Here is a 12,768-nt window from a genome sequence, read left to right on the forward strand (position 1 = left end):
CGGGAACGGCACCGCCATGAACGGCACCACGACGGACGGCGCACCGGCGCCCGACACCACCGGCAGCCCCCTGATGACCGTCTGCCCCACCTGCTCGGCCTCGCCGGCCGACGGGACCGACCAACTGCTCGACGCCCTGCGGGCCAGCGAGTCGCGGTTCCGCGCCGCCTTCGCCGACGCCGGCATCGGGATGGCGCTGATCGACTCCACCGACCGGGTCATCGAGGCCAACCCGGCCCTGGCCGCCATGATCGGGCGTGAGGTCTCCGAACTGGTGCGCACTCACATCCACGACATCATCGAGGCCGAGGACACCCCGCGCCGGCTCTACCGCGAGCTGGTCCGCGGCGAACGCGACCGGCTCCGGATGGAGAAGCGGCTCAAGCACCGCGAAGGGCGGACGGTGCTGAGCAAGGTCACCCTCTCGCTGATCCGGGACGGCGCCGGCCGGCCGATGTACACCCTCGCCATGGTCGAGGACATCACCGAGCAGCGCAGACTCTGGGACCGGCTCAAGTACCAGGCCCTGCACGACCCGCTGACCCGGCTGCCCAACCGGGCCCTGTTCTTCGAACGGCTGGACGCCGCCTGCCTGCGGGCCGACGACCACGCCGGGCACGCCGCGCACGCCGGTCACGCCCAGCACCCCGGCCAGCCGCCCCGGGCCGACGGCGCCGGCACCACCGCGGGCAACGGCAGCAACAGCAACAGCAAGACCAACGTCACCGGCGGCCGCCCGGGGGCCCCCGGCGAGCGGCAGCCGAACGGCCGCCGGGTCGGCCTCTGCTACCTGGACCTGGACGGCTTCGCCGCCATCAACGAGACCCTCGGCCACCACATCGGCGACCAGCTGCTGGTGGCGGTCGCCGCCCGGCTGGAGATCGGCTTCGCCCGCGGCGAGGGCCGGCTGGTGGCCCGCCTCGGCGGCGACGAGTTCGCCGTGCTGGTCACCGACAGCGAGGGCAACGAGCAGCTCACGGCCCTCGCCGGCCGGCTGGTCGCCGCCCTGCAGAAGCCCTTCGAGGTGGCCGGCCACCAGCTGGTGGTGACCGCCAGCGTGGGCGTGGTCGAACGCCCGGTCGAGGGCACCACCCCGACCGACCTGGTCAAGGACGCCGACTCGACGCTGTACTGGTCCAAGGCCGACGGCCGGGCCCGCTGGACCCTCTACGACCCGGACCGCGGCGCCCACCAGCTGACCCGCCAGCTGCTCACCACCGCGCTGCGCCCGGCCCTGGAGCGGGGCGAGTTCTCGGTCGAGTACCAGCCGCTGGTGGGCCTCGCCGACGGCGTGGTGCACGGCGCGGAGGCGCTGGTCCGCTGGCGCCACCCCCGCTACGGGACCCTCTCGCCGGACCGCTTCATCCCGCTCGCCGAGGAGTCCGGGGCGATCGTCCCGCTCGGCAAGTGGGTGCTGGAGGAGTCGTGCCGTCAGGCCCGGCGCTGGCTGATGGAGTTCCCGGACACCGAGACCTTCGTCAGCGTCAACCTGGCGGCCCGCCAGATCTGGGACTCCGACGTGGTCGCCGACGTCGCCCAGGCGCTGGAGAGCAGCGGGCTGCCCGCCCGGCTGCTCCAGCTGGAGATCACCGAGAGCGCGCTGCTCGGCCCGGGCGGACGGCCGCTGCAGGCCCTGCAGGCCTTGGCCGACATGGGCGTACGGATCGCCATCGACGACTTCGGGACGGGCTACTCCAACCTGGCGTACCTGTCCCGGCTGCCGGTGCACGTCCTCAAGCTGGACGGCACCTTCATCGAGGGCTTCCGCGACCCGGTGCCCGGGCGTCCCGGCCAGGGCTCACGGCGCACCGAGGCGGACGAGCAGATCGTCCGCGCGATGGTGCAGCTCGCCCACGCACTGGGGCTGACCGTCACCGCCGAGGGCATCGAGAGCGCCGCCCAGGCCGAGCGGCTCCGGCTGACCGGCTGCGACACCGCGCAGGGCTGGTACTTCGCCCGCCCGGGCGAAGCCGCACTGGTCGCCGACATACTGCGCGGGACCAACGCCGGCGAGGCGCGTACCAGCGGGACCGGGACCGGCGAGGCCCTGGCCTAGCCGAGCCCCGGGCCCGGGCCTCCCCGGCGGGTGCGGCCGGGGTCCGTCCCGGGCCCGGCCGCACCCGCCGCCGCCGGCCCGCCGCCCGCCGCCCGCCGCCCGCCGCCCTACGCCACCTGCGCCGTCAGCCCGTACGCCTGCGCGATCAGCCCGTACGAGCGGCGGCGCGCCTCGTGGCCGTGGATGTGCGAGGTCACCATCAGCTCGTCCGCGCCGGTGCGCTTGCGCAGCGCCTCCAGGCCGTCCGCCACCTCCCCCGGGGAGCCGAGCACGACGTTGGACAGCCAGTCGTCCAGGAAGTCCGCCTCGGCCGGGCTGTACGGGTAGGACTCGGCCTCCTCCGGGGTCGGGATCGGCCCCGGCATGCCGAGCCGCAGCCGGAGCATCCCCAGTCCGGCCGAGCGGGCCAGCCGGCGCGCCTGCGCCTCCCCGTCGGCCGCGACCGCGCTGACGCCGATCAGCGCGTACGGCTCGGCGAGCACCTCGGACGGGCGGAAGCTGGAGCGGTACAGGTCCAGGGCGGGCACCGTGTTGTTGCCGCTGAAGTGGTGCGCGAACGCGAACGGCAGCCCCAGCTGCCCGGCCAGCCGGGCGCTGAAGCCGGAGGAGCCGAGCAGCCAGATCGGCGGACGGCCGTCGCCCTTGGGGACGGCCGTCAGCCGGGCGTACGGGTGGCCGGCCGGGAAGTCCCCGTCCAGGAAGTGCGTCAGCTCGGCGAGCTGCTGCGGGAAGTCGTCGGCGCCCTCGGCCAGGCCCCGGCGCAGCGCCCGGGCGGTGGCCTGGTCGGTGCCGGGGGCGCGCCCCAGCCCGAGGTCGATCCGGCCCGGGTGGAGCGCCTCCAGCAGGCCGAACTGCTCGGCTATGGCGAGCGGCGCGTGGTTGGGCAGCATCACCCCGCCGGAGCCGAGCCGCAGGGTGCTGGTGTGCGCGCCCAGGTGGGCGAGCAGGACGGCCGGGGTCGAGCTGGCCACCCCCGGCATGCCGTGGTGCTCGGCGACCCAGAAGCGGTGGTAGCCCCAGGCCTCGGCGCTGCGGGCCAGCTCGGTGGTGGCGACCAGGGCCTCGGCCGGGGTGTGGCCGACGCCCACCGGGGCCAGGTCGAGGATGGACAGCGGCGCGGGCGCGGTGCCCCGGGCCACCCCGTGAACGGCCCCGGCGCCGGCGCCGATGCCGGGACGGGCCGGCTGCCCCGCTTCGCGTGCCTGCTGGTCCTCGGTGCTCATGCCGTCCGGCCTCCTGATCGTGTACGAGCGGGCCTCCCCGCCGTCGGGGGACAACCGCCCGGGGCGGCGGCGTGTTCCCCGCCGCCGGGGGGCGCCGGCCCGGGCCGGCGGGCGGCCACCCGTCCGGCGTGCGGCGCCCGGCGTCGGCACGGCCCGGCATCTCCGTCGACCGGTCGTTCGGCAGGTCGGACGCTGACTGACAGACAGCGCGCGGTCACGGGTGGCGAGTTCGCGCCAGCGCGGGAAGTCGCCAGCCCCAGGGCTCGCCCTCGGCGGCCATCGTCCGGCAGGCTACCGATGAGGGCGGATCGCGCATCGGATCCGCACCCGAAAGCAAGGTCAACGGGCTGGACCAGCTCCGTTCGATCCCCGCGAGCCCCTGGAGCGGCACCCCGCCCCAGGGGCTCGCGCCTGTTTGTGAGGCCTGCCACAGAGGGGGTGCTTCATGGCATGAAAGGTCGAGGCGCTAGCGTTGCCCCTTGCAACCACCTGCTCCCCCGGGCCGGTCTGGAGGGAGTAGTGCCTTGGACATCGTCACCACACTGGTCGGATCCTCGTGGATCTGCGCCGTGGCACTGTTCGCGGTGCTGGGCGACGCCTTCCTCCCCTTCATCCCCAGCGGGACCCTGGTCATCCTGGCCGTGCTGAACACCGCCCGGATCGACGGGGCGCCCCTGATGCTGGCCGCCGGGGTGGCGATGGCGTCCTTCCTGGGCGACATCCTGCTGCTCAGCCTGGCCCGGCGCGGCGCGCCGTCGGTGCGGCGGCGGCTGGAGCACCGGCCGCAGCTGGCCGCCAGCGTCGCCCGGGTGCAGGAGGCGCTGGACGGGCGGACCACCGGTGCGGCCGCCGCCATCGTGGTGGTCGCCCGCTTCGTGCCCGCCGGGCGGACGGTGCTGGACCTCGCGATGGGCCACTCGCCCTCGCACCCCCGCAAGTTCCTGCGCTGGTCGGCGCTGGCCGCGCTGATCTGGGCCGCCTACATCGTGACCCTGGGCTGGCTGAACAGCCACTGGTTCGACACCGCCTGGCTGAGCCTGGCGGTCTCCTGCGCCGCCGCGACCACCATCAGCGCGGCCGTGGCCCGCGTGGTGCGCCGCAACCGCCGGCTCGCGACCGTCTGACCCGCGACCGCCCCGACCCGCGAGGCGCCGAAGTCCTGCCGCCCGCCGGGCCGGCCCGCGGACGCCGCACGGCAGTTCCCCCGCACCCGCCTGACGGTCCGGCGGCTCCGTCACAGGACGGCAACAGAACGTCTCCCGGCGCAGCCTCCCGCGCGCCGTCCGCGTGATGGGTAACGGCGGACCGAAGCCTTGGTCGGCCCCATCTCCGCATGACATGCTGATGGCGGAATATTCATTAATGTCCTATATGACCGGCGCAGCCCACTGTCCTGCCGTCGCTCCCGGAGACCGGTCCGGGGCCGCCCGCAGGACGTTTTCCTGGGCTTCGCCGTGCCATGCCCGGGCATCTGGCACCAGGGGAGACCATGACCGGCATCTCGCGCAGGACCATGCTGAGCGCGACCGTCGCCACGGCGGCGCTCGGAGCGGTCACGGCCTGCTCCAGCGGCTCCGGGGCGGGGTCGGACGCCGGGCCGGGCACGGGGTCCGGGAGTGCCACGACGGCCGGCGGCGGCAAGCCCGGCACCCCGGGCGGCAGCCCGGTGAAGGGCACGCCCATCGGGGACGGCTCCACCGCCGACACCGGCGCCCAGCCGAACCAGCCGAAGGCCGAGAAGCTCAAGCCGGGCGAGCGCCCGCCGCAGTTCGTGGTGTTCTCCTGGGACGGCGCGGGCGGCACCGACGACGGCCAGTTCCCCCGCTTCCTCAAGCTCGCCGAGGAGCACAAGGCGGCGATGACCTTCTTCCTCTCCGGCATCTACACCCTGCCCAAGGGCAAGTCGGACCTCTACCACCCGCCGAAGCACTCGGTCGGCGCCTCCGACATCCCGTACCTGTCCGAGGGCGCGGTGAAGAGCACCATCAAGCTGATCAGCCAGGCCTGGCTGGCCGGCCACGAGATCGGTACCCACTTCAACGGGCACTTCTGCTCGACCCGGCCGGACGGCAACGGCGTCAACAAGTGGACCCCGGAGGACTGGAAGAGCGAGATCGACCAGGCCGTCTCCTTCGTCACCCAGTGGCGGACCAACACCGGCTTCACCGACGTCGACCCGCTGCCCTTCGACTACCGCAAGGAGCTGATCGGCGGCCGCACCCCCTGCCTGGAGGGGCAGAAGGGGCTGCTGCCGACCGCCGCCGCGCTGGGCTGGAAGTACGACGCCAGTTCCTCCGGCGGCCTGCAGATCTGGCCGCAGAAGGTCCAGGACGGCAAGATCTGGGACTTCCCGCTGCAGGGCCTGCCGTTCCCCGGGCACACCTTCCAGGTGCTGTCGATGGACTACAACATCCTCGCCAACCAGTCCGCCGGGAGCACCAAGGGCGACCCGGCCAAGTACCCGGAGTGGCGGGCCCAGGCCCGGGACTGCTACCTCGCCGGGTTCGACCGGGCGTACAACGGCAACCGGGCGCCGCTGTTCATCGGGAACCACTTCGAGCAGTGGAACGGCGGCATCTACATGGACGCCGTGGAGGAGACCCTGAAGGCCGTCGCGGGCAAGCCCGAGGTGCGGCTGGTGTCCTTCCGGCAGCTGGTCGACTGGCTGGAGGCGCAGGACCAGTCCACCCTGCGCAAGCTGCGCTCGCTGAACGTGGGGCAGGCGCCGGCCGGCGGCTGGGAGAGCTTCCTCGGCGCGGCCGGCTGAGGCCGGGCGACGCCGGCCCGGGCGCCGTGGGCGGTGCGGGCACGGCGGCGGGGCCGGGCCGCTACCGCGCGGCCAGGCCCAGGGCGTAGTCGAGCCAGAACTGGCCCGCGCCGGGCTCGCCCCGCCCGCAGTCGCCGTCCGACTCGCCCGGGATCTTCACCCAGAGGTAGGCGTCCACCCCCGGGCGGCCGGTCCGCTCGGTGGGCGTCTCGCCGACCGCCCGCCCCGGCGGGTTGCACCAGGCACCGCTGCCCAGCGGGCCCCTGCCGTTGCGGCTGGTGTCGATGACGAAGTGCTTGCCGCCGAGCGCGGCCGACAGCCCGGCACCGTACGAGGCGCTCTGCTCGGTGCCGTAGAAGTTGGCGACGTTGACCGCGAAGCCGTCCGCCTGCCCGATCCCGGACCGGTTCAGCGCGTCCACCAGCGCGGTGCGGTCCTGCGCCCAGCCCGCGTTGCCCGCGTCCAGGTACACCCGCACCCGGGGATGCCGCTTGAGCTCCGCCACCGCGTAGGCCAGCAGCGCGTACCGCTCCGCGACGTCGGTGCCCTTGGGGCCGCACCCGTCCAGGGCGTGCGGCACGGCGTCCGGCTCCAGCACCACCCAGGCCCGGCGGTCGGCCAGTCCGGCCGAGAGCGCGTCCACCCAGGCCCGGTAGGACGCCGCGTCGGGGGCGCCGCCGGCCGCGAAGCTGCCGCAGTCGCGCTGCGGGATGTTGTAGGCGACGAACAGGGCGGTGCGGCCCGCGGCGGTCGCCGCGCGGCTCAGCTCCTCCACGGCCGCCCGGTCGTCCCCGCCCACCAGCCAGTGCGCGGACGGCGCGCCGGCCAGCCGGGCGATCGCCTCGGCCTCCGCCGTGCGGCCCTGCGCGCGCAGTTCGGTGAACCGGCGGGCCGCGGCCGTCCGGTCGGAGACGTAGAAGCTCTGGCCGTCCGGCTGGTGCAGGGTGCCGGTGCCTGTGCCGGGCGTACCGGCGGGCGCCGGGGGCGGTGCGGCCGGCGCGGCGACCGGCGCCGCCTCGCAGGCCGCCAGGCCGGCGGCCAGCAGCAGCGGGAGAGCGCCCACGACGGGTGCGCGCAGCAGGCCCCGCCATCCGGCGTGCAGCAAAACGGCCCCTCCCCCGTCCCCGTGGTCGATCAAGTCTCCCACGGCGGCGGGACGAGGCCGCGGGCCCCGGGGAGCTGCCGCGGGGTGACGGGCACTGCGCCGCCACCCCCTCGGCGGCGGTGCTCAGCCGGCCTTGACGTCCGGCACCCGCCAGTCGATCGGGTCGACGCCGAAGCCCTCCAGCGCCTGGTTGATCTGCGAGAACGGACGGCTGCCGAAGAACAGCTTCGCGGACAGCGGCGAGGGGTGCGCCCCCTGCACCACCACGTGCCGCGAGGTGTCGATCAGCGGCAGCTTCTTCTTCGCGTAGTTGCCCCAGAGCACGAAGACGACCGGCTCCTCGCGGTCGCTGACCGCCTTGATCACGGCGTCGGTGAACTTCTCCCAGCCCTTGGCCTTGTGCGAGTTGGGCTCGTGCGCGCGGACCGTGAGCACCGCGTTGAGCAGCAGCACGCCCTGCTCGGCCCAGCTCATCAGGTAGCCGTTGTCGGGGGCCGGGACGCCGAGGTCGGCGTCCAGCTCCTTGAAGATGTTGCGCAGCGACGGCGGGGTCTTCACGCCCGGCAGGACGGAGAAGCTCATGCCGTGCGCCTGGTTGTCGTCGTGGTACGGGTCCTGCCCGAGGACGAGCACCCGGACCTTGTCGTACGGCGTCGCGTCCAGCGCCGAGAACTCCTGGCCGGCCGGGGGGAAGACCTGGTGCTCGGCCCGCTGGGCCGCCACGAAGGCCGCCAGCTCGGCGAAGTACGGCTTGCCGGCCTCGTCGGCCAGCACCCCGCGCCAGGACTCCGGCAGTTCCAACCCCGCACCCACGCCGGCCTCGACAGTGTCCGTCACGACTTCAACCTCCCACCAGGCGGCGGCACACGGCCGCGCCACCCCGACCTAGGCGTACCGGGCGCCGCCCGGTACGTCCTTCTTCCACCCCGAACGCTACACAGCCGCACCGACAACGCCCGCCTCAGCGCGGCTCGGGCACCGCGCGGGCCGGCTCCGCGCGCTCCGCCGCCGCGACCGCGGCCGCCCGCCGCACCCGCAGGTGCTCGACCGCGTTCAGCGCGACCAGCAGGGCGGCCAGCGCCAGCAGCGCGGCGAGCGCGGGCAGCCGCATCACCACCGGCACCAGGACGAACACCAGGCCGGCGGCGGCGATCCGGGTGCCGGACACCTTCCGGAACATCATCCAGCGGGTGTAGCCGAAGGTCAGCAGGTACAGGCCGCAGCCCCCGCAGAGCAGTCCGGCGGCGCCGCCGCCGAGCGCCTGTCCCGGGTGGGCGACCGTCTCGCCGAACCCGACCGCGACGGCGATCACCCCGGCGAGCAGGCTCAGGTGCCCGTACTGGAAGACCCGCCGGATGACGTCCCGGCGGGACTCGGCGACCGTGACGGCGTGCCGCATCGCGTCCGCCGCGTAGACGAAGTACTGCCACCACAGGCCGCAGGAGATGGTGAACGCCGCCGCCACCGCGAGCAGTTCGGCCGCGTCCAGGGCCACCCCGGCGGCCGCCGCACCGGTGCCGACGATCGACTCGCCGAGCGCGACCAGCAGGAACAGGCCGAACCGCTCCGGCATGTGGGCCGGGTGGTACGCCACCTTGGCCGGCCGGCGGCGCAGAAGCACCGGCGCGGACAGGTCGCAGAGCGCCGCCAGCGACCAGAGCAGCAGCCGCGGGCCGCCGTCCAGCAGGCCGCCCGCGAGCAGCAGCGGGCCGCTCACCAGGGCGCCGATCCCGTACGGCCCGCGCAGCACGCCGGGCATCCGGGCCAGCATCCCGAGCAGCACCAGCCGCGCCGCCCAGTACGCCCCGCCGAGGAGCAGCCCCCGGCGGCCGTAGGCGCCCGGCAGCGCCAACGCCATGAACAGCCCGGCCAGGCCGACGGCGAAGATGCCGAGCCGGTCGCGGACGTTGTCCACGTCCCGGATGTTGGCCTGCACGGTGGTGCCGACCCAGCACCAGTACACCGGGACGAAGACCACCAGCGCCCGCGCGACGCCCGCCCAGTCGTGGTGGTGGTGCAGCAGCGCGGAGACCTGGGTGATCGCGAAGACGAACACCAGGTCGAAGTAGAGCTCCGCCCAGGTGACCCGCTTCTCCGCGGCGCCCCCGGGCTCGCCGCCGGCCGGCTCCGGCGCTCCGGCCGCCTCGGCCCGCGGCGGTCCCGCCTTCGGAAGACTCATGATCCCTTCCCCCCTCAAGGAACGGCGGGCCCCGCCCCGCGGCCGGCAGCCGTGGAGCGGGGCCCGTTCAGACGTCGGCCGCCAGGGCCTGTCCGGCAGATCCTGCCGGGCGGCCCTAGATCATCTCGATCAGGTCGGCGATGGACTTGACCACCCGGGTCGGCCGGTACGGGAAGCGCTCCACGTCGGCCGCGGCGGTGAGGCCGGTCAGCACCAGGATGGTCTCCATGCCGGCCTCCATGCCGGCGACGATGTCGGTGTCCATCCGGTCGCCGATCATCACGGCGGTCTCCGAGTGGGCACCGGCGCTGTTCAGGGCCTCGCGCATCATCAGCGGGTTGGGCTTGCCGACGAAGTACGGGTCGACGCCGGTCGCCTTGGTGATCAGCGCGGCGACCGAGCCGGTGGCCGGCAGCACCCCCTCGGTGGAGGGGCCGGTCTCGTCCGGGTTGGTGCAGATGAACCGGGCACCGGCGTTGATCAGACGGATCGCCTTGGTGAGGGCCTCGAAGCTGTAGGTGCGGGTCTCGCCCAGCACCACGTAGTCCGGGTTGTTGTCGGTCAGCACGTAACCGGCCTGGTAGAGCGCGGTGGTGAGGCCGGCCTCGCCGATGACGTACGCGGTGCCGCCCGGGCGCTGGCCCTTGAGGAACTTCGCGGTGGCGAGCGCGGACGTCCAGATCCGCTCCTCCGGCACGTTCAGGCCCATGCCGGCCAGGCGGGCGCTGAGGTCACGCGGCGTGTAGATGGAGTTGTTGGTGAGGACCAGGAACGGCTTGCCGGACTCCTGCAGCCGGCGGAGGAACTCCTCCGCGCCGGGGATCGGCGTGCCCTCGTGGATGAGGACACCGTCCATGTCGGTCAGCCAGGACTCGATGGGCTTGCGGTCTGCCACGTGCGTGTCTCCCGAAGTCTTGCGATGGTCGTACGAAACGAGCTGCGCAACGTCTCCGGTGCGCGCCCCACCCGCCCGGACTCCCGCAGGGAACACCGGGCGACCGGGGGTACTGCTGGCTGCCCCAACGGGGCACAGCCTAATCCGCACACCTGCCCGACGGCAGCACTGCCCGCCCACCGGACTTCGGGGCCCGCCCGCACGGCCCCCTCAACGACTCCTTAAGCCGCCCCTAACCGCACTGATGACGCCTCGGTACGGCCGTCCGACGGGGCTAGCGTGAGGCACCGAACCCTCACCCAGCTCCTCAGAAGGAGTCCCCCACCCATGCTCAAGCGCCGCCTGACCACCGTTCTCCTCACCCTCGCCGGCTGCGCCCTGGCCGGCACCGCCGCAGCCCCGGAGGCCGTCGCGCACGGCTCCATGCAGAACCCGCTCAGCCGGGTCGAGGGCTGCTACCTGGAGGGTGCCGAGAACCCGAAGTCGGCCGCCTGCAAGGCCGCCGTCGCGGCCGGCGGCACGGCGGCGCTCTACGACTGGATGAGCCTGCGGATCGGCGACGCCGCCGGGCAGCACCGGGGACGGATCCCCGACGGCAAGCTCTGCAGCGCCGGCAACGAGATGTACAAGGGGATGGACCTGGCCCGCGCCGACTGGCCGGCCACCAACCTCACCCCGGGCAGCGACTTCACCTTCAGGTTCCGGGCCACCGCCCCGCACAAGGGCACCTTCCAGCTGTTCCTCACCAACAGCAGCTACGACCCCGCCAAGCCGCTGGCCTGGTCGAACCTCGACGCCCAACCCTTCGTCACGGTCACCGACCCGCAGCTCGTCGACGGCTCCTACGTACTGCCCGCCAAGATCCCCGCCGGGCGGACCGGACGCCAGCTGGTCTACGCGATCTGGCAGCGCTCGGACAGCCCGGAGGCCTTCTACTCCTGCTCCGACGTGGTCTTCGACGGCAGCGGCAGCGCCCCCGGCAGCACCCCCGTCCCGCCGGCCGGTGCCGGCGGCGGCCACTCCCACCCGGCCACCCCGACCGCCCCGGGCACCCCCGGCGCCCCGACCGCCGGTGCCTCCGCCCCGGGCACCCCGCCCGCACCCGCCGTCCCCGGCGGCAGCACCGCCGTACCCGCCGCCGCGGCCGGCACCACCGACCCGGCCTCGGGGCCCGCCCCCGCCGCCGTGCTCGCCGCCGGCTCCACGGCCACCGCCGGCGCCGCGTCCGGCGCCGCCGACCCCAGCACCGTCGCCGACGCCGAGAAGCTCGCCCAGACCGGCTCCGACCGCTCGCTCGGCATCCTCGCCTCGATCGGATCCGCCTTCCTGCTCGCCGGCGGCACCGTCTTCGCGCTGCGCCGCGGCCGCCGCACCCCCGGCGCCCACGCGCGCTGAAAACGCCGCCGCGGCCGTGGGGTGGCGGAGCGACGGGCGGCGGGCGCGGTGATTGAGTGGGACGCATGACCACCCCGCCCCGCCCCCCGTTCCGTGTCGGCCTGGTCGGTTACGGCCTGGCCGGCTCCGCCTTCCACGCGCCGCTGATCGCCACCACCCCCGGGCTACGGCTGGAGGCCGTGGTCACCGCCAACCCGGAACGCCGCGAGAAGCTCCGCGCGGAACACCCCGACGCCCGGGCCCTCGACACCCCCGAGGCCCTGTTCGCCGACCCGGACGCCCTCGACCTGGTCGTCGTCGCCTCCCCCAACCGCACCCACGTCCCGCTGGCCAGGGCCGCGCTCACGGCCGGGCTGGCCACCGTGGTCGACAAGCCGCTGGCCGCCACCGCGGCCGCCGCGCTGGACCTCTGCGAGTTCGCCGAGAACCGCGGCGTCCTGCTGTCGGTCTTCCAGAACCGCCGCTGGGACGGCGACTTCCTGACCGCCCGCCACCTGGTGGAGACCGGCGCCCTCGGACGCGTGCACCGCTTCGAGTCCCGGTTCGAACGGTTCCGGCCCAAGCCCAAGGCCGGCTGGCGCGAACTGGCCGACCCGGCCGAGGCCGGCGGCACCCTCTACGACCTCGGCAGCCACCTGGTCGACCAGGCCGTCGCCCTGTTCGGGCCGGTCGAGAGCGTGTACGCCGAGATCGACACCCGCCGGGACGGCGCCGTGGTCGACGACGACTCCTTCCTCGCCCTCACCCACGACGGCGGCGTCCGCTCCCACCTGTGGACCAGCGCCGTCACCCCGCTGGTCGGCCCGCGCCTGCGGGTGCTCGGCGACCGCGCCGGGTACGTCAAGTTCGGCATGGACCCGCAGGAGGACGAGCTGAGGGCCGGTCACCGGCCCGACGGGGCCCGCCCCTGGGGCGCCGACGACGAGGCCCACTTCGGCGCCTTCGGCACCAACGAGAACGCCGCGCCGCTCCGCACCCTCCCCGGCGACTACCCCGCCTACTACGCGGGCATCGCCGCCGCCCTGGCCGGCACCGCCCCGCCTCCGGTCGACCCCCGGGACGCGGTCACCACGCTGACCGTGCTGGAGGCGGCCCGCGCCAGCGCCGCCACCGGCACCGTCGTCAAGCTGCCCCGCTAGGCCGTCCCC

Annotated in this window: 10 protein-coding genes; 5 read left to right on the forward strand and 5 right to left on the reverse strand. The window is 74.6% G+C overall.

The features are described 5' to 3' along the window. The first annotated feature begins 16 nt into the window (after positions 1-16). A complete protein-coding gene (locus tag J2S46_RS15290; protein ID WP_229912710.1) occupies positions 17-2,056 on the forward strand; it encodes a putative bifunctional diguanylate cyclase/phosphodiesterase in 2,040 nt (679 codons plus the stop codon). A 107-nt stretch (positions 2,057-2,163) separates the two neighbouring features. Here J2S46_RS15290 and J2S46_RS15295 read toward each other — a convergent pair whose 3' ends face one another. Continuing rightward, positions 2,164-3,279, reverse strand: coding sequence for an LLM class flavin-dependent oxidoreductase (locus J2S46_RS15295; protein WP_191290049.1), 1,116 nt, complete (start codon positions 3,277-3,279; stop codon positions 2,164-2,166). Between the two features lie 524 nt (positions 3,280-3,803). Here J2S46_RS15295 and J2S46_RS15300 point away from each other — a divergent pair. Continuing rightward, positions 3,804-4,403: a DedA family protein gene (locus tag J2S46_RS15300; protein ID WP_191290050.1), complete on the forward strand. Its 600-nt coding sequence runs from the start codon at positions 3,804-3,806 to the stop codon at positions 4,401-4,403. 365 nt (positions 4,404-4,768) lie between these two features. Continuing rightward, complete coding sequence (locus tag J2S46_RS15305) at positions 4,769-6,046, forward strand: polysaccharide deacetylase family protein (RefSeq protein ID WP_191290051.1); 1,278 nt, start codon at positions 4,769-4,771, stop codon at positions 6,044-6,046. A 61-nt stretch (positions 6,047-6,107) separates the two neighbouring features. Here J2S46_RS15305 and J2S46_RS15310 read toward each other — a convergent pair whose 3' ends face one another. The 4 genes from J2S46_RS15310 to J2S46_RS15325 form a co-directional block, all read right to left on the reverse strand. Further along, a complete protein-coding gene (locus tag J2S46_RS15310) occupies positions 6,108-7,151 on the reverse strand; it encodes a glycoside hydrolase family 6 protein (RefSeq protein WP_229912711.1) in 1,044 nt (347 codons plus the stop codon). A 123-nt stretch (positions 7,152-7,274) separates the two neighbouring features. Beyond that, entirely contained in the window at positions 7,275-7,988 is a 714-nt protein-coding gene (locus tag J2S46_RS15315) for a uracil-DNA glycosylase (RefSeq protein ID WP_229912712.1), read from the reverse strand. A gap of 124 nt (positions 7,989-8,112) precedes the next feature. Beyond that, complete coding sequence (locus tag J2S46_RS15320; RefSeq protein WP_191290052.1) at positions 8,113-9,330, reverse strand: low temperature requirement protein A; 1,218 nt, start codon at positions 9,328-9,330, stop codon at positions 8,113-8,115. Positions 9,331-9,445: 115 nt separating this feature from the next. Then, positions 9,446-10,225, reverse strand: a complete 780-nt coding sequence (locus J2S46_RS15325; RefSeq protein WP_073923088.1) for an HAD-IIA family hydrolase — start codon at positions 10,223-10,225, stop codon at positions 9,446-9,448. A gap of 327 nt (positions 10,226-10,552) precedes the next feature. Between J2S46_RS15325 and J2S46_RS15330 the strand changes: the two genes are divergently transcribed. Then, a complete protein-coding gene (locus tag J2S46_RS15330) occupies positions 10,553-11,620 on the forward strand; it encodes a lytic polysaccharide monooxygenase auxiliary activity family 9 protein (protein ID WP_191290053.1) in 1,068 nt (355 codons plus the stop codon). Positions 11,621-11,685: 65 nt separating this feature from the next. Beyond that, positions 11,686-12,759, forward strand: coding sequence for a Gfo/Idh/MocA family oxidoreductase (locus tag J2S46_RS15335; protein WP_191290054.1), 1,074 nt, complete (start codon positions 11,686-11,688; stop codon positions 12,757-12,759). The last annotated feature ends 9 nt before the right edge of the window (positions 12,760-12,768 follow it).

The organism is Kitasatospora herbaricolor, assembly GCF_030813695.1.
Taxonomy (GTDB): domain Bacteria; phylum Actinomycetota; class Actinomycetes; order Streptomycetales; family Streptomycetaceae; genus Kitasatospora; species Kitasatospora herbaricolor.